The organism is Porphyrobacter sp. GA68 (assembly GCF_022605525.1).
Taxonomy (GTDB): Bacteria; Pseudomonadota; Alphaproteobacteria; order Sphingomonadales; family Sphingomonadaceae; genus Qipengyuania_B.
In genome coordinates this window covers 713,482-739,603 of record NZ_JAKQYJ010000002.1, presented here as the reverse complement: position 1 = coordinate 739,603, position 26,122 = coordinate 713,482, and the positions used below count along the sequence as shown (strand labels likewise).

At 63.1% G+C, this 26,122-nt stretch carries 25 protein-coding genes, 2 tRNA genes and 1 other RNA gene; 19 read left to right on the top strand and 9 right to left on the bottom strand.

The window, feature by feature from the left end:
• The first annotated feature begins 39 nt into the window (after positions 1–39).
• The 4 genes from LHJ54_RS11370 to LHJ54_RS11355 all read left to right on the top strand — a co-directional run bounded on the left by LHJ54_RS11370 (position 40) and on the right by LHJ54_RS11355 (position 4,289).
• On the top strand, positions 40–1,341 hold the full coding sequence (locus tag LHJ54_RS11370; protein ID WP_228244020.1) for a 3-methyl-2-oxobutanoate dehydrogenase (2-methylpropanoyl-transferring) subunit alpha: 1,302 nt from the start codon (positions 40–42) through the stop codon (positions 1,339–1,341).
• Positions 1,338–2,390 (top strand): alpha-ketoacid dehydrogenase subunit beta, encoded by a 1,053-nt coding sequence (locus tag LHJ54_RS11365; protein ID WP_228244019.1) that lies wholly within the window; start codon positions 1,338–1,340, stop codon positions 2,388–2,390. Before LHJ54_RS11370 ends, LHJ54_RS11365 begins: the two co-directional genes overlap by 4 nt.
• A 4-nt stretch (positions 2,391–2,394) precedes the next feature.
• The gene (locus LHJ54_RS11360; protein ID WP_228244018.1) at positions 2,395–3,756 is read left to right on the top strand and encodes a dihydrolipoamide acetyltransferase family protein; all 1,362 of its coding nucleotides are present in this window, start codon (positions 2,395–2,397) and stop codon (positions 3,754–3,756) included.
• Between the two features lie 456 nt (positions 3,757–4,212).
• A tRNA-Asp gene (locus LHJ54_RS11355) sits at positions 4,213–4,289 on the top strand.
• Here LHJ54_RS11355 and LHJ54_RS11350 read toward each other — a convergent pair.
• The 5 genes from LHJ54_RS11350 to LHJ54_RS11330 all read right to left on the bottom strand — a co-directional run bounded on the left by LHJ54_RS11350 (position 4,290) and on the right by LHJ54_RS11330 (position 5,985).
• Positions 4,290–4,541 carry a DUF2842 domain-containing protein gene (locus LHJ54_RS11350; RefSeq protein WP_228244017.1) on the bottom strand — a complete coding sequence of 84 codons (252 nt, stop codon included), beginning with the start codon at positions 4,539–4,541 and terminating at the stop codon, positions 4,290–4,292.
• Positions 4,541–5,113 carry a 5-formyltetrahydrofolate cyclo-ligase gene (locus LHJ54_RS11345; RefSeq protein ID WP_228244016.1) on the bottom strand — a complete coding sequence of 191 codons (573 nt, stop codon included), beginning with the start codon at positions 5,111–5,113 and terminating at the stop codon, positions 4,541–4,543. The genes LHJ54_RS11350 and LHJ54_RS11345 overlap by 1 nt, the downstream gene beginning before the upstream one ends.
• A gap of 38 nt (positions 5,114–5,151) precedes the next feature.
• A non-coding RNA gene (gene ssrS / locus LHJ54_RS11340) (6S RNA) lies at positions 5,152–5,322 on the bottom strand.
• Positions 5,323–5,332: 10 nt separating this feature from the next.
• A complete protein-coding gene (locus LHJ54_RS11335) occupies positions 5,333–5,806 on the bottom strand; it encodes a cell division protein ZapA (RefSeq protein ID WP_228244015.1) in 474 nt (157 codons plus the stop codon).
• Positions 5,803–5,985, bottom strand: a complete 183-nt coding sequence (locus tag LHJ54_RS11330) for a hypothetical protein (protein WP_228244014.1) — start codon at positions 5,983–5,985, stop codon at positions 5,803–5,805. Before LHJ54_RS11330 ends, LHJ54_RS11335 begins: the two co-directional genes overlap by 4 nt.
• Positions 5,986–6,180: 195 nt before the next feature.
• On the opposite strand from LHJ54_RS11330, the gene tkt reads away from it, so the two are divergent.
• The 8 genes from tkt (at position 6,181) to LHJ54_RS11290 (ending at position 14,669) form a co-directional block, all read left to right on the top strand.
• Positions 6,181–8,193 (top strand): transketolase, encoded by a 2,013-nt coding sequence (gene tkt, locus LHJ54_RS11325; RefSeq protein WP_228244013.1) that lies wholly within the window; start codon positions 6,181–6,183, stop codon positions 8,191–8,193.
• 15 nt (positions 8,194–8,208) lie between these two features.
• Positions 8,209–9,216: a type I glyceraldehyde-3-phosphate dehydrogenase gene (gap, locus tag LHJ54_RS11320; protein WP_228244012.1), complete on the top strand. Its 1,008-nt coding sequence runs from the start codon at positions 8,209–8,211 to the stop codon at positions 9,214–9,216.
• 100 nt (positions 9,217–9,316) lie between these two features.
• Complete coding sequence (gene pgk / locus LHJ54_RS11315; RefSeq protein WP_228244011.1) at positions 9,317–10,516, top strand: phosphoglycerate kinase; 1,200 nt, start codon at positions 9,317–9,319, stop codon at positions 10,514–10,516.
• Entirely contained in the window at positions 10,513–10,980 is a 468-nt protein-coding gene (locus LHJ54_RS11310) for a PaaI family thioesterase (protein ID WP_228244010.1), read from the top strand. The genes pgk and LHJ54_RS11310 overlap by 4 nt, the downstream gene beginning before the upstream one ends.
• Positions 10,981–11,050: 70 nt before the next feature.
• Positions 11,051–11,938: a fructose bisphosphate aldolase gene (locus LHJ54_RS11305; protein WP_228244009.1), complete on the top strand. Its 888-nt coding sequence runs from the start codon at positions 11,051–11,053 to the stop codon at positions 11,936–11,938.
• A gap of 168 nt (positions 11,939–12,106) precedes the next feature.
• Positions 12,107–12,757, top strand: coding sequence for a thiamine phosphate synthase (thiE, locus tag LHJ54_RS11300; protein ID WP_228244008.1), 651 nt, complete (start codon positions 12,107–12,109; stop codon positions 12,755–12,757).
• Positions 12,758–12,813: 56 nt separating this feature from the next.
• Positions 12,814–14,028, top strand: coding sequence for a L,D-transpeptidase family protein (locus tag LHJ54_RS11295; RefSeq protein WP_228244007.1), 1,215 nt, complete (start codon positions 12,814–12,816; stop codon positions 14,026–14,028).
• Positions 14,029–14,045: 17 nt separating this feature from the next.
• Positions 14,046–14,669 carry a M23 family metallopeptidase gene (locus tag LHJ54_RS11290; RefSeq protein WP_241721443.1) on the top strand — a complete coding sequence of 208 codons (624 nt, stop codon included), beginning with the start codon at positions 14,046–14,048 and terminating at the stop codon, positions 14,667–14,669.
• On the opposite strand, the gene LHJ54_RS11285 is transcribed toward LHJ54_RS11290, so the two are convergent.
• Positions 14,638–15,057, bottom strand: a complete 420-nt coding sequence (locus LHJ54_RS11285; protein WP_228244005.1) for a hypothetical protein — start codon at positions 15,055–15,057, stop codon at positions 14,638–14,640. The genes LHJ54_RS11290 and LHJ54_RS11285 overlap by 32 nt on opposite strands.
• A 138-nt stretch (positions 15,058–15,195) precedes the next feature.
• On the opposite strand from LHJ54_RS11285, the gene efp reads away from it, so the two are divergent.
• From efp to LHJ54_RS11260, 5 genes are all read left to right on the top strand, one after another.
• A complete protein-coding gene (efp, locus tag LHJ54_RS11280) occupies positions 15,196–15,759 on the top strand; it encodes an elongation factor P (RefSeq protein WP_228244004.1) in 564 nt (187 codons plus the stop codon).
• 10 nt (positions 15,760–15,769) lie between these two features.
• Positions 15,770–16,591 (top strand): inositol monophosphatase family protein, encoded by an 822-nt coding sequence (locus tag LHJ54_RS11275; RefSeq protein WP_228244003.1) that lies wholly within the window; start codon positions 15,770–15,772, stop codon positions 16,589–16,591.
• A 43-nt stretch (positions 16,592–16,634) separates the two neighbouring features.
• A tRNA-Leu gene (locus LHJ54_RS11270) sits at positions 16,635–16,719 on the top strand.
• Positions 16,720–16,790: 71 nt separating this feature from the next.
• On the top strand, positions 16,791–18,605 hold the full coding sequence (locus LHJ54_RS11265) for an SLC13 family permease (protein ID WP_228244002.1): 1,815 nt from the start codon (positions 16,791–16,793) through the stop codon (positions 18,603–18,605).
• Positions 18,606–18,773: 168 nt separating this feature from the next.
• The gene (locus tag LHJ54_RS11260; protein WP_228244001.1) at positions 18,774–20,102 is read left to right on the top strand and encodes an amidohydrolase; all 1,329 of its coding nucleotides are present in this window, start codon (positions 18,774–18,776) and stop codon (positions 20,100–20,102) included.
• 63 nt (positions 20,103–20,165) lie between these two features.
• On the opposite strand, the gene LHJ54_RS11255 is transcribed toward LHJ54_RS11260, so the two are convergent.
• Complete coding sequence (locus LHJ54_RS11255) at positions 20,166–20,363, bottom strand: hypothetical protein (RefSeq protein WP_228244000.1); 198 nt, start codon at positions 20,361–20,363, stop codon at positions 20,166–20,168.
• 14 nt (positions 20,364–20,377) lie between these two features.
• Positions 20,378–21,961 carry an isocitrate lyase gene (locus LHJ54_RS11250; RefSeq protein ID WP_228243999.1) on the bottom strand — a complete coding sequence of 528 codons (1,584 nt, stop codon included), beginning with the start codon at positions 21,959–21,961 and terminating at the stop codon, positions 20,378–20,380.
• Positions 21,962–22,102: 141 nt separating this feature from the next.
• Here LHJ54_RS11250 and LHJ54_RS11245 point away from each other — a divergent pair, with 141 nt between their 5' ends.
• Positions 22,103–23,473, top strand: a complete 1,371-nt coding sequence (locus LHJ54_RS11245; protein WP_228243998.1) for a short-chain fatty acyl-CoA regulator family protein — start codon at positions 22,103–22,105, stop codon at positions 23,471–23,473.
• Between the two features lie 9 nt (positions 23,474–23,482).
• On the opposite strand, the gene panB is transcribed toward LHJ54_RS11245, so the two are convergent.
• Complete coding sequence (gene panB, locus LHJ54_RS11240) at positions 23,483–24,355, bottom strand: 3-methyl-2-oxobutanoate hydroxymethyltransferase (RefSeq protein ID WP_228243997.1); 873 nt, start codon at positions 24,353–24,355, stop codon at positions 23,483–23,485.
• A gap of 134 nt (positions 24,356–24,489) precedes the next feature.
• Between panB and LHJ54_RS11235 the strand changes: the two genes are divergently transcribed.
• A complete protein-coding gene (locus LHJ54_RS11235; RefSeq protein ID WP_228243996.1) occupies positions 24,490–26,067 on the top strand; it encodes an amino acid permease in 1,578 nt (525 codons plus the stop codon).
• The last annotated feature ends 55 nt before the right edge of the window (positions 26,068–26,122 follow it).

Here is a 26,122-nt window from a genome sequence, read left to right as displayed (position 1 = left end):
TCATATTAGCGCCCTGCGACATGAAGTTAGAGCCTCGCGATGACTGACCCGGCTGATCCAATGGACGGCAAGACAAACCGGCCCGCATTGTCGCTGCACGTGCCGGAGCCGCGTTTCCGGCCCGGTGACGCAGTTGACTACAGCCACCTGGCCATTCCACCCGCAGGGGCGCAGCCGCGGCCTGACGAAGGATGCGCCGCGGCAGAGACGGCACCCCTGTGCCACGACCTGATCCGCGTGTTAGGCGATGACGACCGCGCGCATGGGCCTTGGGATCCGAAGCTGGACGCGGATACCTTGCGCACGATGCTGGGGCACATGGCGCTGACCCGCGCGTTCGACGAACGGATGTTCCGGGGGCAGCGCCAGGGCAAGACCAGCTTCTACATGAAGTGCACCGGGGAAGAGGCGACCAGCATCGCTGCCGGCATGGCTCTGGCGGCCGACGACATGGTGTTCCCGTCGTACCGCCAGCAGGGCATCCTGATCGCGCGCGGCTATCCGCTGGTCGAGATGATCAACCAGATCTATTCCAACCGCGGAGACAAGCTGAAGGGGCGACAGCTGCCCATCATGTACTCCAGCCGGGAACACAGCTTTTTCAGCATCAGCGGCAATCTGGCGACGCAGACGCCGCAGGCGGTTGGCTGGGCCATGGCCAGCGCGATCAAAGGCGACAGCCGCATCGCCGCGACCTGGGTGGGTGAAGGGTCAACCGCCGAAGGGGATTTCCACAGCGCCTGCACCTTTGCCGCCGTGTATAACGCACCGGTTATCCTCAAGGTTGTCAACAACCAGTGGGCGATCAGCAGCTTTAGCGGGTTCGCCGGTGCGGAGCGCACCACCTTTGCCGCACGCGCTTTGGGATACGGCCTGGCCGGGCTGAGGGTTGACGGCAACGACGCGTTGGCTGTCTATGCCGCGGAGCGCTGGGCGGCGAACCGTGCCCGCGCAAACGCGGGGCCCACGCTAATCGAATATTTCAGTTACCGCGCGGAAGGGCATTCTACTTCTGATGATCCCTCCGGATACCGCAGCGCGCAGGAGCGCGAGGAATGGCCGCTCGGCGATCCGATCATGCGGCTTAAACGTCATCTCATTGCTCTGGGAGAATGGGACGAGGAGCGGCAAGAGGCGATGGACCGGCAATGCGCCGAACAGGTCAAGGCCGCGACCAAGGAAGCCGAAAAGAACGGCATTCTGGGCCACGGGATGCATCAACCGTTCCGCACCATGTTCGAAGATGTTTTTGAAGAACTGCCGTGGCATCTGCAGGAACAGGCGGAGCAAGCGGAGCGCGAACGCAAGATCAAGTTTCCCGAAGGATTGCCCCGGCAATGACCCAAGTTGCGGAACGTGAGGCCGAGGCGGACACCGATCGCCGCCTCAACATGATTGAAGCCATCAACGAAGCGCTCGACATCATGCTCCAGCGCGACTCGGACGTGATCGTCATGGGCGAGGATGTCGGCTACTTCGGCGGCGTGTTCCGCTGCACGGCAGGGCTGCAGGCCAAACACGGCAAGACGCGGGTCTTTGATACGCCGATCAGCGAATGCGGCATCATTGCCGTTGCGGTTGGAATGGGCGCTTACGGCCTGCGCCCCGTGCCGGAGATCCAGTTCGCCGATTACATCTACCCCGGTCTTGATCAGCTGGTCAGCGAAGCCGCGCGACTGCGTTACCGTTCGGCGGGGGAGTACATTTCGCCGATGACGGTGCGGTCCCCGTTCGGGGGAGGCATTTTCGGCGGGCAAACGCACAGCCAAAGTCCGGAAGCGATATTCACCCACGTCGCCGGTCTGAAAACGGTGATCCCCGCCACGCCTTATGACGCCAAAGGACTGCTCATCGCGGCGATAGAGGACAACGACCCCGTTATCTTCTTCGAACCCAAGCGCATCTACAACGGTCCGTTTTCCGGCTATTACGACAGACCGGTGGAGCCGTGGAAGCGGTTCGATGATGCGCGGGTGCCGGGCGGGTACTATCGTATACCGCTGGGCCAGGCGCGGACCGTGCGCGAAGGCGAGGCGATGACCGTGCTGACCTACGGCACCATGGTCCACGTCACCGAGGCGGTTGCGCGGGAGAAGGGCGTAGATGCCGAGATTCTTGACCTGCGCACGCTTGTGCCGCTCGACATAGAGGCTGTGGAAAAGTCTGTGCAGAAAACGGGGCGGTGCCTCATAGTGCACGAGGCGACCCGGACCTCCGGCTTCGGCGCTGAACTTTCCGCATTGGTGCAGGAACGCTGCTTCTACCACCTCGAGGCGCCGGTCGAGCGGGTTACAGGTTTCGACACGCCGTACCCACATAGCCTTGAGTGGGCATATTTCCCCGGTCCCGTCCGCATCGGCGAGGCGATGGACAAACTGCTTCAGGATTGAGCACATGGCAAAGTTCACCTTCAACCTGCCCGATATCGGTGAAGGCATCGCCGAAGCCGAGATCGTCGCGTGGCACGTAAAGCCCGGCGATCGGGTGGAAGAGGACGACCAGCTTGCGGACATGATGACCGACAAGGCGACTGTCGAAATGGAATCGCCGGTCAGTGGAACTGTCCTTGAAGTCGCCGGCGAGGTGGGTGACACCATTGCGATCGGTTCCATGCTGGTGGTGATCGAAACGGATGCGCAGGGCGACGGTCAGACAGTACCTTCCGCCCGAGACACGGCGCCTGCCCCGGCGCCCACAGCGCCGCAGGTGGAAGAGCGGATCGAGGTTGAGAACCCCGATGCATCGGACGCTGACAATGCCATTGCCGCCGAAACGTCCGCCGCACAGTCCGTTCGCGACGAACCCGCCGCAGAAGCGCCGACGTCCGTTGCCGCGGGTTCTGCGAAGAAGGCTGACGCACCCGATCCCGCACGGGATCAGTCCGGCGCAAGGGTGCTTGCATCGCCCGCGGTGCGTGCGCGGGCGAAAGACCTTGGAATCGACCTTTCCCAGGTAAAGCCGGCAGACGAAGGGCGGGTGCGGCACAGCGACCTGGACCAGTTCATCGCCTACTCCAGCGGCGGCTTCGCGCCCGCTGGCAGCGCCCGTGCGGACGAGCAGATCAAGGTCATCGGCCTGCGCAAGCGCATTGCGCAGAACATGGCCGCCGCCAAGCGGAACATCCCGCACTTCACCTATGTGGAGGAATGCGATGTCACGGAACTCGAACGCATGCGGGCCCAGCTGAATGACGGGCGGGGCGATCGGCCCAAGCTGACGATGTTGCCGCTGCTGATCACCGCCGTATGCAAGCTGATCCCCCGCTACCCCATGCTCAACGCGCGCTACGATGACGAGGGCGGCGTCGTCACCCGTCACGGCGCGGTGCACCTGGGAATGGCGACGCAGACCGACGGCGGTTTGATGGTGCCCGTTATCCGCAACGCCCAGGCAAAGAACCTCTACCAGCTTGCCGGCGAGATCACCCGCCTGGCCGCCGCAGCGCGCGAAGGTTCGGCCAAGTCCGAGGAGCTGAGCGGCTCCACCCTCACAATCACCTCGCTGGGGCCGCTGGGCGGAGTGGCGACAACTCCGGTCATTAACCGACCGGAAGTGGCGATCATCGGGCCAAATCGCATCGTCGAGCGTCCGATGTTCGTGCCTGACGGAATGGGCGGCGAGCGGATCGAGAAGCGCAAGCTGATGAACATTTCGATCAGCTGCGATCACCGGGTGGTGGACGGCTGGGACGCAGCAAGCTTCATCCAGGACGTGAAACGCCTGCTCGAAGCGCCAGCCGGGCTCTTGATGCCCTGAGCGGCGCGGCGCGCCACCCGGGCGGCTGTCTGTATCGCCTGGCCCGCTTTCTGCCTGCCCAGACCCATCTGACATCCGCTTGTTGTGGAGCAAGGCCGCGTTGCGGCGGGACCAGGCTGGCAGATGGTGCGTACAGCATCACAAGCTCGTGACGAAGCGCGTCAGCAGTGGCCGATGTTTCGGCCGGGGTGGCTGATCAGCGGGCGCTCGAGTCCCTTCGCGCGCCAGGTCGAAAGAAATGCAATCATTCTTTGCTGATCGCCACAACGAGTGCCCACCGCCGTTCGGTGCGGCTAACTGGACGGTGCGGGCAGGATGCTGCGCGCTTCGTCAAGCAAGCCGACAACCGTCCCTCAATCAGCGAGAGGCACACTATTTTTGCGCGCTTGATGCGTTGACACTCCGCAGTGCTTGGCCTAGTGGCGCGGCTCCCTAGCGGTGCTTCCGCCTTAATGCGCGGGTGTAGCTCAGTTGGTTAGAGTGCCGGCCTGTCACGCCGGAGGTCGCGGGTTCGAGCCCCGTCACTCGCGCCACTAGGGTTCTTCTGCGGCTTCTGTCTCAATGGGCGGAGCCGACAGGCGTCCTGTTTCCATCCAGATGAGAAAGCGTCTGAGTGGAAGCAGCCATGCGAGACCGAGGGCAAGGTACACCAAGGTCTGCAGCAAAACCGGCCAATCAGCGATAATGTCCGGCAGATAGCGGGCGATCACGACCCCATAAACCGTCAGCGCTGCCAGCAGAACGAGCAGACCGACCGGGATCCGCCAGGTTGGTTCACTGCGCATCAGAACGGTCCATACAGACGTGTCGGGGTGACGACGTAATTCATTCGCATGTCGTGCTCCTCGATCGGCAGTTGCGCCACAAGCTGCGCATCCCAGGCCAAGCCGATGGTCACAGCGTCGGGGTGTTTCGCAAGATAACGATCATAATGTCCTCCGCCTTGGCCGATCCTTGCTCCATCCTGGGTAAAGCCCAGGAGCGGAACGAACAGCACCCCGGGCTTCAATGCCTGGGCGTCTGGCGCCGGCTGCAGAACGCCGAACGGACCGATCTCCAGATCGCTCTCCCCAAAAGGATCGGTATGCCGGGCGAACACCATCGGCGCGCCACGATGTGCGAAGCGCGGCAAGGCGACGGTCCAGCCCTGTTCAGCGAAGTACCGCGCATAGCCAGCCGCAGGCGCCTCATGCGGCGTCGCGCTGTAGATGCCGATGATATTGCCGGACAGCAGCGGGATGAGCGGCGCTGGCGGGCGCCGGAACAGCAGGGCGCGCGTGGTATCCTCCAGGGCTGCCACATGCGCCCGCCGGGCCAGTCGCAATTTCCTGCGCAATTCGGTCTTTTCGCTCTTCACCCGGCCTCCATGTTTCCGGACTTGCCTGGCATGCGAGTGACGGAACCACCGTGGGTCGTTGCCGGGAAATCCTCTGACGCCTTCACGTCAGGTGGGCGCCGTGTACCCCGGTCCCCGGGACAAACCCGGTCGCCAAGGCAGGGACAGCTCCCAAGGATTGCTTATAGCCTCAGGGATGTTCGCTGACGGCTCGTGCCGAGCAGTCCCGCCACCGCCAACTTAGTGCGCGCCGCGCGCGCTCTCAAGCAACAATGCGCATCGTTCCAGCTTTTCCGCCAAACCTTCGATCTGGTCGGCTACCTCATCTTCACGTTCGGTCGACGACGAAGCAGCCTCCAGCGCGCTGCTTTCTTTCAACCTGGCATTGGCGTTCGCAAGGTGCAGGCGCAGCCGCTCCGTTTCATCCTCGGCTTCGCTCAGCCGTTCTTCCAGTTCGGCAATCCGGGTATCAGAGCCGTCGGCCACTTCATCCATGCCGGCTGCACCAGCCTGCAGCCGCAATTCCTGCAGTTCGTCAGCCAGCATCAGGGCCGCGAAAAGCATGTTCTTCGCGTCGTTGAGGGAAAGGTTCGCGCCCAGCCGGCGCAGACGCGCATCGACTTCATCGCCCAGAGAACGCACATGATCTTCTTGCCCTGGATCGCAGCGCAAGGTGTAAGTACGCCGGGCGATCTCCAATGTCACCTCGCTCACCTTGCCAGTCCTTCAAGCAGGGTTTCCAGTTCGCCCAAGGCGTCTCGCACCGCCTGTCGCTGCGAACTGTCAAGAGGTTGTTGAGACTTGCTCGCCCGCAGATTGTGCGTGGCCGCTTCGATGCGTTCTGCGGCACTTGCCAGGCGCGCAAGGGCGATGGTGGTACGGTCGTGATGCATTTGCCGGAAAGACTTACCCTGCTAGTTTCGGAGTGGCAAAGGCGGCCACTGTGCCCCCTACAACTGTCCAAAGGTCGAACAGGTCCAGCGCGGCCACCTTGACCCCTGCTTGCTGGTCCGCAAAGGCAGGCTGCATCAACGAATCATGCCGGCGTGGCTCGTTTTGCCGTCCCGCCGTTGCCTGGAGCCATCTGCATGGAACTCGACACCGCCCGGCTCAAGCGTATGGCCGATGCCGTACGAATGTTGTCGATCGATGCGGTGGAGGCGGCAAATTCCGGCCATCCGGGCATGCCGATGGGCATGGCCGATGCGGCAACGGTTCTGTGGACCCGCTATCTGAAGTTCGACCCGGACGCACCCGCATGGCCGGACCGTGACCGGTTCGTGCTCTCTGCCGGGCACGGCTCGATGCTGCTTTACGCCCTCCTGCATCTTAGCGGCTACCAACGGCCGACCCTGGACGATATCCGCAACTTCCGGCAACTGGGCAGCCCCTGTGCCGGGCATCCTGAGAATTTCCTTCTGCCCGGGGTGGAAGCGACCACCGGACCACTGGGGCAAGGGCTGGCCATGGCGGTCGGCATGGCGATCGCAGAGCGGCACCTTGCTGCGCGACTGGGTTCCGATCTGGTCGACCACCGCACCTGGGTGATCGCAGGCGACGGGTGCCTGATGGAAGGGATCAACCACGAGGCGATCGGCCTGGCCGGTCATCTGCGCTTGGGGCGCCTGAATGTCCTGTTCGACAGCAATGCGATCACCATCGACGGATCGACCGACCTGTCGACGTGCGAAGACATCGCAGCCCGATACCGGGCAACCGGGTGGCACGTTACGGGATGCGACGGCCACGACTTTGCCGATGTGGACCGCGCGCTGGCAGAGGCAAAGGGCCATGGGGATCAGCCATCGCTGGTCATCTGCCGCACGGTGATCGGCAAGGGCGCGCCAAACCTGCAGGGCACCGAGAAGCTGCATGGCTCTCCCCTGGGTGCAACAGAAGCGGCCGCGACGCGGGCGGCGCTGGACTGGACCGATGCCGCTTTCATCCTGCCCGCCGATGTGCGGCATGATTGGCGCGAAGCGGGCCGACGCGGGCAAGCAGCGCACCGCGAGTGGCAGAAGCGAGCATCAACCAACCCGGACGCGCCGGCTTTGCTGGAGTCCGGCACAGATGTGTTAATACGGGCGGCAGAGGCGCTGCAGCCGCTCATCCGCGACCTCGCCGCCAAACCCCAGGCAGTCGCCACTCGCAAGGCATCGCAGATGGCCCTGGAGGTGCTCAACCCCGCGATCGAGCAGTTGATCGGGGGATCAGCGGATCTGACCGGCTCCAACAACACCAAGACCGCCGCGCTAAAGGCGCTCACCAGCGAGAGCTTCGGCGGGCGCTATGTTTATTACGGCATTCGCGAGTTTGGCATGGCGGCCGCCATGAACGGAATGGCGCTGCACGGCGGAGTCATACCGTACGGGGGCACCTTTCTCATCTTCAGCGACTATTGCCGCAACGCGATACGCCTGTCCGCCCTTAGCGAGGCGCGGGTGGTTTATGTCCTGACGCACGATTCTATTGGCCTGGGCGAGGACGGTCCAACCCATCAGCCGGTCGAGCAGCTGATGAGCCTGCGCCTCATACCCAATCTCAACGTCTATCGCCCGGCAGATGCGATCGAGACGGCGGAATGCTGGGCATTGGCGCTTGCCACCACCGGAACGCCTTCAGTGCTCGCCTTGTCCCGCCAGAACCTGCCGCAACTGCGGGGGGACGGGGACGAGGCATGGGACGCGGTCAGCAACCGTTCGTCCCGCGGTGCCTACCGGTTGCGATCAGCCAAGGCAGAGCGCAAGGTTGTTCTGATCGCAACCGGGTCCGAAGTGCAGCTGGCCGCAGACGTCGCTCAGCGGCTTGAAGATCAGGGTATAGGCGCGGACGTCATCTCGATGCCCTGCATGGAGCTGTTCGCGCAGCAGGACGAGGCGTACCGGCGTGACTTGCTGCCGGACCTTCCGCCCGAACAGCTGCTGCGCGTGTCCATCGAGGCAGGCGCCACACTGGGTTGGGAAAGATATACCATGGCCAATGGCCTCCAGATCGGATTGGACCGGTTCGGGGCATCGGCACCGGCGGAGGATCTGTTCGCCAAGTTCGGCTTCACCGTGGACGCTATTGTCCCCAAAATCTTGCAGAAATTGAACAGCTAAACGGGAGTTCTTTTTATGGCGACTAAGGTTGCGATCAACGGGTTCGGACGCATCGGCAGATTGGTGGCACGAGCCATTCTGGAGCGGGATGATCACGATCTTCAGCTCGTCTCGATCAATGATCTCGCCGACACGAAGAGCAATGCGTTGCTGTTTCAATACGACAGCTCTCACGGCCGCTATCCCGGCAAGGTGGAAACCGACGGGGACGATCTGGTGGTGGATGGTCACCACATACGCGTGACCGCGGAACGGGATCCGGGCAAGCTGCCGCACAGGGAGCAGGGCATCGATATCGTTCTGGAATGCACCGGCTTCTTCCAGTCGGACGAGGCATCGCGGCCACACTTGGCCGCCGGAGCTAAAAAGGTTCTGATCTCGGCCCCGGCCACGGGCGTGTCCAAGACCATCGTTTTCGGCGTCAATCAGGACACCCTGACAGCAGACGATGACATCGTGTCGAACGCCAGCTGCACGACCAACTGCCTCGCGCCGGTGGCCAAGGTGCTACACGACGCGATTGGCATCGAACGCGGCTTCATGACGACGATCCACTCCTACACCAACGACCAGCGTATGCTTGACCAGATCCACAGCGATCTGCGGCGTGCTCGGGCGGGTGCGCAGAACATGATTCCAACCACGACCGGTGCAGCGCGAGCCGTCGGGCTGGTTCTGCCGGAATTGAAGGGCAAGCTGGACGGGTCGAGCGTGCGGGTGCCGACGCCCAACGTCAGTCTGGTCGACCTCGTCTTCGTGCCGGGGCGCGACACTTCGGTAGAGGAGATCAACGGCGCCCTGAAGCAAGCGGCGGAAGGGTCCATGAAGGGCGTGCTCGACTATACCGACCAGCCGCTCGTTTCCTCGGACTTCAACCATTATCCGGCAAGTTCCACTGTAGACAGTCTGGAGACATCTGTGCTGGAGAACAAGCTGGCCCGGGTGGTCAGCTGGTACGACAATGAATGGGGTTTCTCCAACCGGATGATCGACACCGCGGGAGTGATGGCGAAGTTCATCTGATCCTCGACCTGCCTGCGGCGACCGGCATTGCCTCCGGTTCGCCAAGCGGCCTTTCCCATGTTCCGGCTGCGGACCATGGGAGGGCATCACGGAGTTGCACATGCCCTTCAAGACTCTTGACGACCTTCCGGCCGATCTCACTGGCAAGACGGCACTGGTCCGCGTCGATCTGAACCTTCCCATGCACGAAGGCCGCGCCTCCGACCTGACGCGGGTCGAGGCCGTCAAGCCGACCATTCTGGAACTGGCTGACAAGGGTGCCAAGGTGCTTTTGCTCGCGCACTTCGGGCGGCCCAAGGGGCGGCGTCATTCGACGATGTCCACCAGCCTGGTGCAAGGCGACCTTGAACGGGCGCTTGATCGCGAAGTGATGTTCATACCGGAAGTCGCAGGGCCAGTGGTGGAACAGGCTGTCGGCATTCTGCGGCCAGGTGACATTGGCCTGCTGGACAACGTCCGGTTCTGGCCCGGTGAGGAGGCCAATGACCCGCAGTTTGCCAGTGCCGTAGCCGCGCGTGGCGATATCTACGTAAACGACGCTTTCTCGGCAGCGCACCGCGCCCATGCGTCGACGGAGGGTCTCGCTAAGCTGCTGCCCGCTTTCGCCGGCCGCGCGATGGAACGCGAACTGCAGGCGCTGGAGCGCGCGCTGGGCAGTCCCGAACAGCCGGTGGCTGCGGTGGTCGGAGGGGCCAAAGTGTCCACCAAGCTGGCAGTGCTCGAAAATCTGGTGGGTAGGGTGAGGCATCTCATCATCGGCGGAGGCATGGCCAACACCTTCCTTGCAGCGAGAGGCGTGGACGTCGGCCAATCGCTGTGCGAGCACGACCTGACGGAAACGGTGATCGCGATCCTCAACCGGGCAGACAGCGCGGGATGCATCGTGCACCTGCCGTACGATGTCCTGGTCGCGAAGGAGTTTGCGGCAAATCCCCCGTCGATGCGCATTGTTAACGTGCATGAAGTTGCGCCAGACGAAATGATCCTCGACATCGGACCGCAGGCGGTAGAGGCACTCGCCGATGTGCTGAAAACATGCCGGACGCTGGTGTGGAACGGACCGCTCGGCGCTTTCGAATTGCCACCTTTCGACCAAGCGACCGTGGCGCTTGCCCGGACGGCTGCAGCGTTGACGCAAGATGGCTCGCTCGTTTCGGTGGCGGGCGGCGGGGATACCGTCGCTGCGCTGGCCCATGCCGGCGTAGCGGACGAGTTCACCTATGTTTCCACTGCCGGTGGCGCCTTTCTAGAATGGATGGAAGGCAAGCGGCTGCCCGGCGTAGCGGCCTTGACGCAATGAGCGAGAACGAAGGGGTTGGCGAGCCGGTGGGCGCGGGTGGCGGACTGGTTCTCGTCACCCAGGGCGATTGGGCCGGCTGGCATGTCTGGCAGAGCGACGCGTTCGAACAGCGCGCCGGTCCCTTTTACGAGCGCGTTGATGCATCAGGTCGCCGCGTCTCCGCGTTCCGGGCCGAAAAGCGCCACATGAACGGCGGCGGTTTCATGCACGGCGGGTGCCTCATGACGTTCGCTGACAGCGCAATCTTCACGATTGCACGGGATGCGCTTGGCGGCTCCCACGGTGTGACCATGAACCTTTCAGGCGACTTCCTCGATGCCGCGCGCGAAGGGCAGCTGATGGAGGCGCGCGGTGAAGTAACTCGCGGAGGCGGCAAGACGATTTTCGCGCGCGGCCTGATCACCGCCGACGCGAACCCGGTGCTCAGCTTCACCGGGATCATTCGAAAAGTCGGCAACCGTTGAGGTCCGCGCGAGCGCGCCACTAGGGGCGTACCGGGTACAAATCGTAAGTGACAGAACAGGGAAGATGACGATGACCTTCGAAGAGATGAAGCAGCAGATGGCAACCGGGCAAGGCTTTATTGCCGCGCTCGATCAGTCGGGCGGCTCCACCCCAAAGGCGTTGCGCGGCTACGGCGTGGAAGACAGCGAATGGTCGGGCGAAGAGGAGATGTTCGGTCAGATTCACAAGATGCGTTGCCGCATCATCAACAGCCCCAGCTTTGGCAGCGGAAAGGTAATCGGGGCCATCCTGTTCGAACGGACCATGGAAGGCTGCAGCGATGATGGCACTCCGATCCCGGCCCTGCTTGCCCAGCGCGGAGTTGTGCCGTTCCTCAAGGTAGATCAAGGCATGCATGAGGCGGAGAACGGGGCGCAGCTGATGAAGGATATGCCGCGCCTCGCAGAGATGTGCGCGCGTGCCAGGGAGCTGGGCGTGTTCGGCACCAAGATGCGCTCGGTCATCCATGACGCCAACAAGGAAGGCGTTCGCAACAACATCGCCCAGCAGATGGATTTCGGTCTCGAAATACTGGACCATGGCCTCGTCCCGATCCTCGAACCGGAGGTTTCGTTGCAGAGCGAGACACGAGCCGAAGCCGAAGCCATGCTCCTTGACGCCGCGCTGGAACAGCTTGACCGTGTACCTGACGGCCAGCAAGTCATGTGGAAGCTGACGATACCGGCGGAGGCGAACGCCTACAGCGCGTTGATCGAACACCCCAAGGTATTGCGGGTCGTGGCCCTGTCGGGCGGTTACAGCCGGGAAGACGCCTGTCGCGAATTGGCGAAGAACAACGGCATGATCGCCAGCTTCAGTCGCGCTCTGCTGCAAGAACTGCGCGTCGGCATGGACGACGCGGAGTTCGACCGGGTGCTGGGCAACGCCATCAATTCCATTGCCGACGCCAGCTGCTGAGAGAGAACGAATACGCCATTTGCCAGGGCCCGGGTGGCGATTACACCCGGCGCTCTGCGCGGACATGATGCTGCACTGGCCGTGTGCGTAGGCTGGCGCCCGCAACTGCCACCATCTCGTTCCGCAGCCGGAACTTGCCGATTCGATGGGGTTCGCTAGAGCGGCCTCATGGCAAACCAGAAATCAGTATCGGGTGGTCAGCTCTATCTAATCTCGCCACCCGAAGTCGGTGGATCATTTCCGGACCGGCTGGAGCGCGCCGTCCGAGCGGGCAAGGGCTTGGTTGCCGCTTTTCAGCTCCGCCTGAAGGGGGTCGACAGTCACGAAGCCGCTCGGCTGGCCGGACCTCTGCAGGAAATCTGTACCGCGCATGATGTGGCCTTCATTGTCAATGACTCGATCGCGCTCGCCAAACGTCTGCAGGCCGACGGAGTGCACCTCGGGCAAGGTGATGGTGACGTGCGCGAGGCGCGCGATGTGCTGGGGCGGGAGGCGCAGATCGGCGTCACCTGCCACGCGAGCCGGCACCTGGCGATGGAGGCGGGCGAAGCCGGGGCCGATTACGTCGCGTTCGGCGCATTTTTTCCCAGTCTCACTAAAAGCAGCGAACACCGACCTGACCCCGAAATCCTTGCCTGGTGGAGCCGGTTGTTCGAACTTCCCTGTGTGGCCATCGGCGGCATCGACCCATCCAATTGCGCCCCGCTGGTCGCGGCGGGCGCGGACTTCCTGGCAGTGAGCGGCGCGGTATGGAGCGGAAACGAAAGCGAAGCCGTTGAACGGTTCCGACAGGTGATGGACGCAACATCAGGAGGATAGTTTCGCGTCCTGAGGAGTTTAGAGACGAACGGTTCTGTCAAAGGATGCTTTCACCGATGCGTTTATCTCTTCTGTTTGCCTCCACGCTGGTTCTGGCGGGTTGCAACATCAACTTTTCTGATGAGCCCGATGGCGCGGCGCAGCAATCGTCCACTGCCCCCGCGCAAACGACCGACAACCTTGCCGACAGCATGGCATCCGCCGACTACGGTGCGCGCGATGGAGACGTGCCTGATATTGCCGATCCTGAGCAGCGCCCGATGATGCAGGCGCAGGTCACACTGGACCGGCTGGGGTTCGGTCCCGGGGTAATCGACGGGCAAATGGGCATCTCCACACGCAATGCCCTCGAAGGGTTTCAGGAAGCGTCCGGTCTGCAGGTGACAGGCCAGCTGGATGAGCCAACACGCCAGGCTCTAGGGCAGGGGCAGCAATTTGCCGCGACGCGCATTGTCCGCATTCCACAGGATTGGGCGCAGGAGCAGTATCGACCGCTTCCCGACGATCCGGCCGATCAGGCGCAGCTTGACCGGATGGGCTACACCTCGCTCGATGAACGCTTGGCGGAGCGGTTCCATACGACCGTCGATGTGCTGCGGGCTCTCAACCCGGGTGGCACTCCGGCTGGTATGACCCTACCGCAAACCGGCGGCACGGGCGGGCAGACGGCATCCCCGGCGCCACAGGGAACGCGCTCGTCAGCGAGCGAAGCGGGAACGGTGGGAGCTGCAGTTTTCCGTCCGGGCCAGCTTGTCAGGGTTCCAAATATCGGGGCGGACCGCATCGTGCCCGGCGCGGTGCAGGATGAAAGCTGGCAGGCCACCCTTGCTTCTCTCGGTGTCGGATCGGATCAGCCAGAGGCAGCTCGCATCGTAGTGAGCAAGAGCAAGAACACGCTGCGCGCTTATGATTCCAACGATCGGTTGATCGCGCTGTTTACCGTCAGTTCGGGTTCGGAACAGGATCCACTGCCTTTGGGTGACTGGAAGATCCTGGGCAAGGCGTATAACCCGGACTACTCCTACGATCCGACGCTGCTCCGTAACGCGCCAGACAGCGACGACAAGCAGCGGTTGCCCCCCGGACCCAACAACCCAGTAGGAGTCGTGTGGATCGACCTGTCCAAGGAGCATTACGGCATCCACGGAACGCCCGAGCCGCAAACAATTGGACGCGCGCAAAGCAACGGGTGTGTGCGCCTGACGAATTGGGATGCTGCCAGACTGGCGCAAATGGTCAGCACAACGACCAAGGTCGAATTCGTCGCATGACGGGGCCAAGCTGAACCATGCGGCTGAGGGAGCATCTCAAGACAGCGTTTGTGACCTTTCTGCTCACCTCAGCCGGGTGGATCGTTGCGGGTATCCTGCTCGTTGGCCCCAGTGTGCAGGTTTCGGCGCCCGCAAACTTCCTTGCCAGGGAGGAGAGTGCCGCTCCTGCCAGATCCTCGAGGACGGCTGACGCGATCGCCGGCAGTGGCCAGTGGATTATACCCGTGGCCGGGGTAGAGCGCGGCCAACTGGTCGACACGTATACCCAGTCACGCGGCGGCGGTGCGCGCGTTCACAACGCCATCGACATCGCCGCGCCGGCCGGTACTCCAATCGTGGCGGCGGCTGCGGGCCGGGTAGAGAAGCTGTTCCTGTCGAATGACGGCGGCAACACTGTATATATCCGTCTGCCTGGCGGCGAAATCCTCACCTATTATGCCCATCTCGATGCCTATGCGCAGGGGCTGCGAGAAGGGCAGCCGGTGAAGCAAGGTCAGTTCATTGGTACGGTCGGCAGCACAGGGAATGCAGATCCCGCTGCGCCGCACCTGCATTTCGCCATTTACCGCATGGCACGGGGGAGTGCCTGGCACGATACCGGTGAGCCGGTTAATCCCTTTCCGCTTCTGACCCAGCGTTGACGGCGCTGTCGATCCGGTAGGCACGGCGGTTGCATACCAACTGTTCGTTGGTTTCCGCCGCCGCGACAACAAGGCGCAGGCGGTTGCGGTCTTCACGCTGCAGCGACAAACCCTTCAACGGTCCGCGCGTGAACGTCACCGTCGTTCCGGTCAGCAGGTAGGTGCCGCTCCCCTCGCGCGTGTAATATGCCGAATTACGCCTGGTGACAAAGCTGCGCCGATCGTCGACGATCAGGGCGGAACCCATCGCATCGCCCGGAACCCCGCACTGCCAAAAGCCCAGCGGCAGGACGCCAAGCCTCCCGCCCGGTGCAGCGGCGGCAGCGTCGATGGTCGGAGCGGGCAGAGTGGTCAGAGCGGTCAGAAGCAGAATGCGGAATATGGTCATCGTCGCGTCTTAGCGCCCGGTTTGTCGCGCCGCCAGCCGCCTTGCCGTCCGCGGCACGAGCCGCTAAGGCCGCGCCTTTCATGCCGAGGCGCGACATGCGCCCTCAGGCAGCATCCTCAGTCCGGAGCCAGCAACTACATGAAAATCAGCGGTGTCGACATTCGCCCCGGCAACATCCTCGAATATGAAGGCGGGATCTGGAAAGTTGCCAAGATCCAGCACACGCAGCCCGGCAAGGGCGGGGCATACATGCAGGTGGAAATGAAGAACCTGCAGGATGGACGCAAGACCAACGTGCGCTTCCGCAGCGCCGACACGGTGGAGCGGGTGCGGCTCGACACCAAGGAATACCAGTTCCTCTACGAAGACGGCGAACAGCTGGTGTTCATGGACGGCGACACGTTCGAGCAGATCAATCTTCCATCCGACCTGCTGGGCGATGCCCGCCCCTTCCTGCAGGACGGGATGCAGGTAACGCTGGAGCTGTGGGACGAAAAGCCGATCAGCGTCGCGCTGCCGGAACAGGTGGAGGCCACCATTGTCGAGGCGGATGCCGTGGTGAAGGGGCAGACGGCGTCCTCCAGCTTCAAGCCTGCAATCCTGGAGAACGGGGTGCGGGTCATGGTTCCGCCGCATATCGAAAGCGGAACGCGCATCGTGGTTGACGTGTACGAGCGGACCTACATCGGCAAGGCGGGCTGAGGGGCAGATCATGGCCCAGCTTCCTGGCATCATCCGCGTCATGGAGCGCGCCGCGCGCAAGGCGGGCGGTCGGCTCAGGCGCGACTTCGGCGAGGTCGAGCATCTGCAGGTCAGCCGCAAGGGGCCGGCGGATTTCGTTTCCAAGGCAGACCAGATCGCCGAACGGACCTTGTGGGACGAGTTGCGAGAGGCGCGGCCTGGCTGGGGCTTCGTACTGGAAGAAGGCGGCGTGATCGAAGGGGAGCCGGACAAGCCGCGCTGGATCATCGATCCGCTCGACGGCACCAGCAACTTTCTGCATGGAATTCCGCACTTCTCGATCTCCATCGCCGTGCAGGAGCCGAAGCTGGGAGGTGGCGGCTGGGGCGAGGTGACAGCAGCCGTGGTGTATCAGCCGGTGACGGACGAAACTTTCTGGGCAGAGAAGTCCCGCGGTGCGTGGCTGCACGACGGCCGGCTGCGCGTGTCTGCCAGGTCGCGCATGGATGAAGCGCTGGTCGCGACGGGCATCCCCTACGGCGGGCACGGAGACTTTGCCGAGTGGAGCAGGATCTTTGCCGCCATCGGCCCGCAAGTGGCCGGCATCCGCCGGTTCGGTTCTGCGGCACTGGATCTTGCGTGGGTGGCGGCCGGCAGGTTCGACGCGTTCTGGGAAAGCGACCTGTCGATCTGGGACACGGCGGCCGGCTGTCTGCTGGTGCGCGAAGCGGGTGGCTTTGTCACCGATTATCGCGGCCGTTCCCAGCCGGTTCATTACGAACAGGTGCTGGCGGGCAACGACAAGCTGCATTCCAAGCTGCACAAGGCTCTGGTGGCTTCGCTCAAGACTTGAACGAGATAGAGCCTCCCGCTAGAGGCGCGGCTTCCCCGACAGTGCCCCTGTGGTGGAATTGGTAGACGCGTTCGACTCAAAATCGAATTTCTTCGGAAGTGCCAGTTCGAGTCTGGCCAGGGGCACCACCGCAGCAGATGGTGCAGCACTCTGTGAATGCGCTAGCGGCTTGCCCTGCTTGTGGCCATAGGCCGCCGTGATGTCTCTCCTTCCCGAATCGTGGCACGCGGCGTACTCTGCGCAAATTGGTCTCATCATCTTGGCAATGGTTTTTGCAGCCTTTGCCACCGAACGGCGGCCGCCGGTCGTGATCGCAGTCGTAGGTGCGGGCCTGATGATGGCTCTTGGCTTTTTGCCAGTGAGCGACGCGTTGAACGTGTTCGGCAACTCCGCGCCCATCACGATCGCCGCAATGTTTGTGCTGTCTGGCGCGCTTCTTCGCACCGGCGCACTGGAAGAGGTGACGGGCTGGGTGATCCGGCGCACCATGCGCAGACCCCGCGTGGCACTGGCAGAGGTCGCCGGCGGCACCATGCTGGCGTCCGCCTTCATGAACAACACGCCAGTGGTCATCGTCATGATCCCCATCATCCAGCGGCTGGCGCGGGTTCTGAAGACATCTGCCACCCGGCTGCTCATTCCGCTGTCCTACGTCTCGATCCTGGGTGGAACTTTGACGCTGATCGGAACCTCAACCAACCTTCTGGTCGCCGGCGTGGCGGAGCAGCAGGGCTTGGCACAATTCGGCATTTTCGAGATCACCGGCGTCGGCATGTTCGGTGCGGCGGCGGGACTGCTGGTGCTGGGCCTGCTGGGGCGCTGGCTTCTGCCAGATCGCGGGCCCCGGGCGACGGACGAGCAACGTGAAAGCGATATGTACCTGTCGCATCTGGTGGTGAGTGCGCAAAGTCCGCTGGATGGCAAGATGCTGACGGATACTTCCATTTTCCGCCGCTCCGGCGTGCGTGTCATCGGGGTGCAGCGCGGCAAGCAGGTGGAGCGCAAGCAATACGACAACTGGGAACTGAGGGTTGGCGATCAGTTGATCGTCGCCGCCAACCCTGCCGAGCTCGCGTCGCTGGCTGAAACAAGTGGCTTTCGCACAGGTCTCACAGGGGTTGGCGGCGATGTCGCGATGGCCGGACCCAATCGTCCTGCGGACCTGCGGCTGGTTCACGCGGTGATCTCGCCATCGCATCCGATCATCGGGCGGCGGCTGGCCGAAATACCGCTTCTTTCGCGCTTGCGGGTGCGCGTGCTGGGCCTCTCCCGGCCGCGCCACCTCGCCGGCCCCGATCTGGCCAATGTGCGCGTCCGGGCGGGCGACCGTTTGCTGATCGCCGGAGGAGACGATGCGGCGCAGGCGCTTCAGGCAAACATCGGGTTGGCTGATGTGAGCGAAGCACCGGTGCGGGCGTTCCGACGCGTTCGGGCTCCAGTCGCCATCGGGACGCTGGCGGGCGTGGTCGTGCTGGCCGCGCTGTTCAATATTCCCATAGTCGGGCTGGCGATCGTAGGGGTGGCGGTGGTGCTGGCCACCCGCTGCATCGAACCGGAGGAGGCTTGGGCGGCGATCGACGGCAACACGCTGGTGTTGATCTTCGCGATGCTGGCGTTCGGGCAGGCTCTGGAGAACGCGGGAAGCCTGAAGCTGATCGTGGAAACCTTGCGCCCGGTGCTGCTGGCCAGCTCTCCGTTTATTCTGCTTGTAGCGGTGTATGCAGTAACCAGTGCACTTACCGAGGCGGTAACCAACAATGCGGTGGCCGTCATCATGACGCCCGTTGCCATCGGCATAGCGGAAACCGCCGGCGTCGATCCGCGCGCCATCGTGTTCGTGGTGATGTTCGCGGCGAGCGCCAGCTTTGCGACGCCGATCGGCTATCAGACGAACACGCTGGTGTACGGGGCGGCGAACTATCGCTTCATGGACTTCGTTAAAATCGGTGTTCCGATGAATATCGGGGTTGGGCTCGCCACGTGTTTCGCGATCAGCATGCTCAAGATGGGATAGGCATCCACCCAGCGAAACCGGACGGCGGCGCTGGCTTGCCGCCTGCATCCGCACCTCGCTGGGGGTGCAGGTTGCGGCAGAGCAACAAGGTTCTATCGTGACGGTGTCCGCGACTCGAGCAGCGCGATGCGCGTTGCCCCAGCGGCGCTGGCTCGAAAGGAACATCGGATGAAAGCACGCTTGTTGATCTGCGCCTTAATGCTGAACGTCGGGATCAACGCGCCGGCTGCCGCCCAGGATCTGCGCACGGCCATCGCGGCCGATATGCCGGACCTGATGACGCTCTACCGCGACCTTCATGCAAATCCTGAACTCAGTTTCGAGGAGCGGGAAACGGCCGCCAAGCTGGCGCAGCGGATGAAGGCTTTGGGTTTTGAAGTAACCGAAGGGGTGGGCAAGACCGGCGTGGTCGCTGTGATGAGGAATGGCGGTGGGCCGACCGTCCTCCTGCGGGCCGACATGGATGGGCTACCGGTGGTGGAACAGACCGGCCTGCCCTTTGCATCAAGGCGACTGGCGACGCCGGCCAGCGGCGTAGAAACCGGCGTCATGCATGCCTGTGCCCATGACACGCACATGACCGCGTTCATCGGAGCGGCTCAGTTACTCAGCGAACGCAAGGCTGAATGGCAGGGCACGCTGGTCATGGTGCTTCAACCTGCCGAGGAAGTGGGGCTTGGCGCGCTCGCCATGCTGGAGGACGGGTTGTACACCCGCTTTCCCAAGCCCGACTACGCCGTCGCATTCCACAATGCCGCGCAGTTCCCCGCCGGAACCATCGGCTATTCCCCGGGCTACGCGCTCGCCAATGTGGACAGCGTCGATATCACGGTAAAGGGTGTTGGGGGTCACGGCGCCTATCCGCACACCGCGAAAGACCCGATAGTGCTGGCCAGTGCGATCGTCATGAAACTGCAGACGCTGGTCAGCCGCGAATCCAGTCCGCTTGACCCCGCCGTCGTCACCGTTGGCAGCTTTCACGCCGGAGCCAAGCACAACATCATCCCGGACGAGGCAAAGTTGCAATTGACGGTGCGTTCCTATTCCGACGAATCGCGCAAGCTGCTGCTCGATGGAATTGCCCGCATCGCGCGGGGCGAGGCCATCGCGGCCGGTCTGCCCAGCGACCGTATGCCGGTGGTGACGGTGGAGGATACATACACGCCCGCCACCTTCAACGATCCCGACTTCACGCAGGAAGTCATGGCGCGTTTTCGTCAACGGTTTGGGGAAGATCGGGTGATGCAGGTTCCATCGGTCATGGGTGGGGAGGACTTCGGACAGTTCCGACGTGCTGCCCCCGACGATGTGCAGTCGCTCATTTTCTGGGTCGGCGGGGTGCCGCAGGAACAATGGCAAAAAGCGCAGCGGGGCGAGGTGGAATTGCCATCCCTCCATTCCCCGTTCTGGGCGCCTGATGCCGAGGCGGTGATCGCAACCGCCACCGAAGGGTTAGCGGCAGCGGCCCTCGATCTCATGCCCCGCCCCGGCGGGTAAACCGATGGCGCCGCCGGAGGGTTCACCCCGGCGGCGCGCTTCTCCTCCCCAGGAGAAACCTGCTTATTCGGTATCCGGCACGTAATTGCCCAGCCGGTGGTGAAGCGCATTGATCTTCGCCAGTTCCTCACGGTCATCGGTCTGCCGGGCGTGGCTGGCGAGAGCCGCGCGCAAAAGGCGGAAATCCGCGGTTGAAAACAGCGCGCGGGCACGCCCTGGCTCGGCAGAAGTCTGGGAGTGCGGGTCGGTGGCAGCTTGCATTTCCTGTCTCCTTGTCAGGCGGCGAACTGATTCATCGTGTTGTGCTTGCCGCCGGCCTTCAGGGCCGCTTCGCCGGCAAAATACTCCTTGTGGTCGTCGCCGATGTCCGATCCCGCCATGTTCTGGTGCTTCACGCAGGCAATGGCCTGCCGGATTTCCTCGCGCTGCACGTTCTTTACGTAACCGAGCATGCCGGCGGCGCCAAAGTACTCGCGCGCCAGGTTGTCGGTGGACAGCGCGGTGGTGTGGTATGTCGGCAGGGTGATGAGGTGGTGGAAAATGCCCGCCTCCCGCGCTGAGTCCGCCTGGAATGTCCGGATCCGCTCATCAGCTTCGGCGGCGAGGTCCGTTCCGTCATAATCCACACTCATCAGCCGGCTGCGATCATAGCCGGAGACATCGCGGCCGTCCTGTGCCCAGGCGTCATACACCTGCTGGCGGAAGTTGAGGGTCCAGTTGAAGCTGGGCGAATTGTTGTAAACGAGCTTTGCGTCCGGAACTGCTTCGCGGATGCGCCTGACCATGCCGCCGATCTGGCCAATGTGCGGCTTCTCCGTCTCGATCCACAACAGGTCCGCGCCATGCTGAAGTGCCGCGATGCAGTCCAGCACGCAGCGATCCTCCCCTGTGTCCGGGCGGAACTGGTAAAGGTTGGACGGCAGCCGCTTTGTCTTCATGAGTGCTCCGTTCCGGCTGATCAGAACATCGCCATGGCCCACGCTGGCCGGATCGACCGCGTCGCAATCGAGGAAAGCGTTATACTGGTCCCCCAGGTCGCCGGGCTCGCGCGAATACGCGATCTGCTTGGTCAGCCCGGCACCAAGCGAGTCCGTGCGGGCCACGATGATGCCATCCTCGACGCCCAATTCTAGAAACGCGTAACGGATGGCGCGCAGCTTCTGATGGAAGTCTTCATGCGGAACAGTGACCTTGCCATCCTGGTGCCCGCACTGCTTCTCGTCGGAAACCTGATTCTCGATCTGGATCGCGCATGCACCCGCCTCGATCATCTTCTTGGCAAGGAGATAAGTCGCCTCGGCATTACCGAACCCAGCGTCGATATCGGCGATGATTGGCACCACATGGGTCTGAAAGCTGTCAATCGCCCTGAGGATGCGCTGCTCCTCCACCTCGTCACCGTCATCGCGCGCCTTGTCGAGGCTGCGAAACAGCATTCCCAGTTCGCGCGCATCTGCCTGGCGCAGGAACGTGTAGATCTCTTCGATCAGCGCAGGAACGCTGGTTTTCTCGTGCATTGACTGGTCGGGCAGGGGACCGAACTCACTGCGCAATGCGGCGATCATCCAGCCGGACAGATAGAGATAGCGGCGCTTCGTGCTGCCGAAGTGTTTCTTGATGGCGATCATCTTCTGCTGAGCCACGAACCCGTGCCAGCACCCCAGCGACTGCGTGTATTTGGCTGGATCCTGGTCATAGGCGGCCATGTCGTCGCGCATGATGCGGGCGGTGTACCGGGCGATCTCCAGCCCCGTTTGAAAGCGGTTCTGCAAGCGCATGCGGGCGATGTTTTCCGAGCCGATGTTCCCGGCAGTCGTGTTGCTGGCCGCCAGATCGGCTACAGTCTGATAATAGGTCATTCATGGCTCCCGTGTGTGTCTGCACATCTAAAGCATGACCGGCACCTCACGAACGACCGGAAGTTACAAAAAGTTTGTTCATTGCGGGACAGAGCCCGCTGCATCTCTTGTCCGAATGTCATAATTGATACAAACGGGGTTATGACACGAGCAGACCTGTATGCCGGGCCCGCTTTGCGGAAGCTGCGCCGGCACGCGGACCTCACCCAAGGTGCGATGGCCGCCCGCTTGGGCATCTCAGCCAGCTATCTCACCCTGCTTGAGCGTAATCAGCGGCCACTCAGCGCCCGCGTTCTGATGCAGCTTGTATCCGAATTCGAAGTTGATCCCTTGTCACTGCGGCCCGATGACAGCACCGGCGGCATCGATGGCATGGCCCGGCGTCTGACCGACGCGCGGTTTGCTGATCTCGCGATCGACCGGCGTGAGGTCGAGGAATTGCTGGCGACAGCACCCAGCGTCGCTGCGGCTTTTGCTCGTCTGTACGATGGCCAATCGCCTGCGGCCGGCGCGCCGGACGACCCGGGGGCCATTGCCCGCCAGGCGATTGAACAGTGGCGCAACCACTTCGCCGATCTGGACCATTCCGCCGAACAGCTCGCCGACGAGCTGCGATTGTCGCGGGGCGACAGCGCAACCGCTCTGATCGAACATCTGCGGCAGCGGCACCAGCTGTCGGTCAGGGTGGTGCCGGAGAGCGTGATCCCGGGCCTGACGCGGCGACTGGACCTGCATGCACGGCAGGTGCAGTTGTCCGAGATGCTGGCACCAGCGGCGCGGACCTTCCAGCTTGCCAAGCAGCTCGCCATCCTTGAACAGCGCAGCGCAGTGGAGGCAATCGCCGCCGGATCGGGCATCGCGCCAGGCAGCACTGCGCGCATCCTGTTCGAACGATACCTGTACAGTTATTTCGCCGCCGCTCTCGTGATGCCCTACAGCCGCTTCGTGCGGGCGTGCCAGGCCACCGGCTATGACCTGCCGATCCTGCAGGGGCGGTTCGGCGTCAGTTTCGAACAGCTTGCCCACCGGCTGACCACTCTGCAGCGGGTGGGAGAGCGCGGCTTGCCGATCTTCATGGTCCGGGTGGACGCGGCCGGGCAGTTTTCCAAGCTGCTTGCCGGAGCAAGCGGGGCCACCTTCCTGGATGTGAGGGGGAGCTGCCCTCTGTGGCGTCTCCACAGCGCGCTGGGGCGGCCGGGTGAGTGGCATGTGCAGCAGGTGGAGGTCGACAGTGCCAGTCCGGCAGACTGGATCACCATCGCCCGCTCTTCCGGCGACACCGACCGCGACAGGCGGTTCGCCATTGCCATCGGACTGGAAACCCGGTTTGCGGGCGAACTGGCTATGCTACAGCGCATGCCTCAGCTTGTCAGGACACCCACCGGAATGGGCTGCATCCGCTGCCGCCGGGTGGGCTGCCATCAACGCTCCCTTCCGCCAACCGGGTTGAAGCTGGCGCCTGACCGCATGACACAGGGCGCCACGCCTTTTTCTGCCGTATCGTCCGGCTGACACAAGGCGTCAGGTGGTCGGCTGATAAGTCTGCGCCGCACCGGGAAATTGGCGGCTGCGCACTTGGGACGCGTATGTTGAAGCGGCCTCCTCAATGATGCTTGCCAGATCGGCGTAACGCTTAACAAAGCGGGGCACCCGTTCGAACAGGCCGAGCATGTCTTCGGAAACGAGCACCTGCCCATCGCATTGGGCCGACGCGCCGATGCCGATCACGGGGGCGCAAACGGCCTGCGTCACTTCCAGCGCGGTGGGTTCGACCACCCCTTCTGCAACGATCGCAAACGCCCCGGCGTCATCCAGCGCTTTGGCATCGCGCACGATCTTCTGCGCCTCCGCGTCGCTCCGGCCGCGCGCCGCATAGCCGCCCAGCACATTGACCGCCTGCGGGGTGAGCCCGACGTGCCCCATGACCGGTATGCCGCGCTGTGTCAGGAAGGCGACCGTTTCGGCCATCGCCTCGCCGCCTTCCAGCTTCACCCCTGCCGCGCCGCTGACCTTGAGAAGGTGCGCGGCGCTGGCGAAAGCGGCTTCGGGCGAGGCTTCGTAGCTGCCGAACGGCATGTCGACGATCACAACGGCATGGTATGATCCGCGCACCACCGCCGCAGCATGGTTCGCCATCATCTCAAGCGTGACCGGCACGGTGGACGGAAGGCCGTAAATCACCTGACCCAGCGAGTCCCCTACCAGCAACAGGTCGCAATGCGCGTCCAGCAGTTGCGCCATGCGCGCGGTATAGGCGGTCAGCATCACGATCGGTTCGGCAGTGACGCCGTCCGTCTTGCGCTTTCTGATGGCGGGGACTGTCAGCCGCTTCATCGGCTGCGGCGTGGGAGAGGCGCGACTGGTCGCGGTGTCGAGCTGGAAGGTGGTGGACATGGCCGTGCTAGTTACACGCTGACTCCTATCTGTAAAAGCGCGCAGTTCTGCCTTGCCAAGCAGCAGCTTTTCGCTAGCTTCCGGCCAAACATCGGACGGGCGGCGCCCTGCCGCGCCGTATGGGGGATAAACGAATGCTGTTTGGCCGGGTAAAGCCGCTTGATGCAATTTTGGCGACTGCCAGGAAAAAGGCGTTGCCGCGTACGCTGGGTGCGCTGCAGCTGACTTTGTTCGGGATAGGCGCCGTGATCGGCACCGGGATCTTCGTTCTCACTTCGGAAGGCGCGCAGAAAGCCGGACCCGGCCTGATGCTGGCGTTCGCCATCGCGGGGGCGATCTGCATCGTTGCCGCCCTGTGCTATGCGGAAATCGCCTCGATGATACCCGTGTCGGGTTCGGCGTACACCTACACCTACGCCACAATGGGCGAACTGCTCGCCTGGACGGTGGGTTGGGCCCTCGTTCTGGAATACGCGGTTGCGGCATCGGCTGTATCGGTGGGATGGTCCGGCTATTTCGTTGGAACATTACGCGAATTAACGGGGCTGGCATTGCCGACATGGCTGACTGCCGGTCCGCTGGTGCTGGGCGGGGCGGAAGGCGGGTTCATCAACCTGCCGGCGGTCGTGATTGCCCTTGCTGTTACATGGCTGCTGGTTATCGGCACCACCGAAAGCGCGCGTGTCAACGCCGTGCTGGTTGCGATTAAGGTGATCGCTCTCACCGCCTTCATCGCCTTGACCCTGCCGAGCGAGGAATTCAGCACCGGCCGGTTCAACCCGTTCCTGCCCGCCGGCGTCTTTGGCGGCTTTGGAACAGGCCTTGGCGCGGTGGGCGCAGCCGCGATCATCTTCTTCGCCTATGTCGGTTTTGACTCCGTCTCAACCGCGGCGGAAGAAACCAAAAATCCTCAGCGCAACGTGCCTATCGGATTGATCGGCAGTCTGCTGTTCTGCACCGTGTTCTACATTCTGGTGGCAGCAGGCGCCATCGGGACAATCGGCGGGCAACCCATCATGGGGCCCAACGGCATACCGTTTCCGGCAGGCTCTGCGGAGCTGGCCCGGCAGTGCGCGCTGCCGCAGTATTCCGAAATGCTGGTCTGCTCTAACGAAGCACTGGCGCATGTCCTGAGGCAGATTGGCTATTCGACGGTTGGCAACTTCGTCGGCCTCGCCGCGTTCATCGCGCTGCCCTCCGTGATCCTCATCCTGCTGTATGGCCAGACGCGCATCTTCTTCGTCATGTCGCGTGATGGCCTTCTGCCGGAAAGGCTGTCGACCATTCACCCCAAATGGAGGACGCCGTACATCGTCACGATGATCACCGGCTCGGTCGTGGCATTCGCCGCCGCGTTCCTGCCCGTAGGCAAGCTGGCCGAGATTGCGAATACCGGCACGCTATATGCCTTTCTCATGGTGGCGGTTGCGGTCCTGATCCTGCGCGTGAAGGAACCCCACCGCGAACGGTCGTTTTCCGTCCCCGGCGTATGGTTTGTCGCCCCGGCATCGATCCTCGGCTGCGCCTTCCTGTTCTTCAACCTTCCGTATCACGCCATGCTGGTCTTCCCGGTTTGGGGCGCGGTTGGACTGCTCATCTACTTCTCTTACAGCCGCAGCCGCAGCCACCTGGGCCGCGGCATCATCGAAGTCGTGGACGATATCGAGGGCGAGGAAACCATGCTGCCGATCGATCCGCCCCGCGCGGTCTGACGCGCAACGAAAAACGCCGCCCGGTCGACCGGGCGGCGCTTGTACGGCAAGGCAG

Bases quoted from the DNA above. Each gene is read 5' to 3' on its own strand.
- panB (WP_228243997.1), bottom strand. From the start codon at position 24,355: ATGTCCACCACCTTCCAGCTCGACACCGCGACCAGTCGCGCCTCTCCC.
- tkt (WP_228244013.1), top strand. From the start codon at position 6,181: ATGGAACTCGACACCGCCCGGCTCAAGCGTATGGCCGATGCCGTACGA.
- LHJ54_RS11310 (WP_228244010.1), top strand. From the start codon at position 10,513: ATGAGCGAGAACGAAGGGGTTGGCGAGCCGGTGGGCGCGGGTGGCGGA.
- LHJ54_RS11235 (WP_228243996.1), top strand. From the start codon at position 24,490: ATGCTGTTTGGCCGGGTAAAGCCGCTTGATGCAATTTTGGCGACTGCC.
- LHJ54_RS11255 (WP_228244000.1), bottom strand. From the start codon at position 20,363: ATGCAAGCTGCCACCGACCCGCACTCCCAGACTTCTGCCGAGCCAGGG.
- gap (WP_228244012.1), top strand. From the start codon at position 8,209: ATGGCGACTAAGGTTGCGATCAACGGGTTCGGACGCATCGGCAGATTG.
- LHJ54_RS11365 (WP_228244019.1), top strand. From the start codon at position 1,338: ATGACCCAAGTTGCGGAACGTGAGGCCGAGGCGGACACCGATCGCCGC.
- efp (WP_228244004.1), top strand. From the start codon at position 15,196: ATGAAAATCAGCGGTGTCGACATTCGCCCCGGCAACATCCTCGAATAT.
- LHJ54_RS11350 (WP_228244017.1), bottom strand. From the start codon at position 4,541: ATGCGCAGTGAACCAACCTGGCGGATCCCGGTCGGTCTGCTCGTTCTG.
- LHJ54_RS11275 (WP_228244003.1), top strand. From the start codon at position 15,770: ATGGCCCAGCTTCCTGGCATCATCCGCGTCATGGAGCGCGCCGCGCGC.
- LHJ54_RS11360 (WP_228244018.1), top strand. From the start codon at position 2,395: ATGGCAAAGTTCACCTTCAACCTGCCCGATATCGGTGAAGGCATCGCC.
- thiE (WP_228244008.1), top strand. From the start codon at position 12,107: ATGGCAAACCAGAAATCAGTATCGGGTGGTCAGCTCTATCTAATCTCG.
- LHJ54_RS11265 (WP_228244002.1), top strand. From the start codon at position 16,791: ATGTCTCTCCTTCCCGAATCGTGGCACGCGGCGTACTCTGCGCAAATT.
- LHJ54_RS11260 (WP_228244001.1), top strand. From the start codon at position 18,774: ATGAAAGCACGCTTGTTGATCTGCGCCTTAATGCTGAACGTCGGGATC.
- LHJ54_RS11305 (WP_228244009.1), top strand. From the start codon at position 11,051: ATGACCTTCGAAGAGATGAAGCAGCAGATGGCAACCGGGCAAGGCTTT.
- LHJ54_RS11330 (WP_228244014.1), bottom strand. From the start codon at position 5,985: ATGCATCACGACCGTACCACCATCGCCCTTGCGCGCCTGGCAAGTGCC.
- LHJ54_RS11370 (WP_228244020.1), top strand. From the start codon at position 40: ATGACTGACCCGGCTGATCCAATGGACGGCAAGACAAACCGGCCCGCA.
- LHJ54_RS11295 (WP_228244007.1), top strand. From the start codon at position 12,814: ATGCGTTTATCTCTTCTGTTTGCCTCCACGCTGGTTCTGGCGGGTTGC.
- LHJ54_RS11245 (WP_228243998.1), top strand. From the start codon at position 22,103: ATGACACGAGCAGACCTGTATGCCGGGCCCGCTTTGCGGAAGCTGCGC.
- LHJ54_RS11250 (WP_228243999.1), bottom strand. From the start codon at position 21,961: ATGACCTATTATCAGACTGTAGCCGATCTGGCGGCCAGCAACACGACT.
- LHJ54_RS11290 (WP_241721443.1), top strand. From the start codon at position 14,046: ATGCGGCTGAGGGAGCATCTCAAGACAGCGTTTGTGACCTTTCTGCTC.
- pgk (WP_228244011.1), top strand. From the start codon at position 9,317: ATGCCCTTCAAGACTCTTGACGACCTTCCGGCCGATCTCACTGGCAAG.
- LHJ54_RS11285 (WP_228244005.1), bottom strand. From the start codon at position 15,057: ATGACCATATTCCGCATTCTGCTTCTGACCGCTCTGACCACTCTGCCC.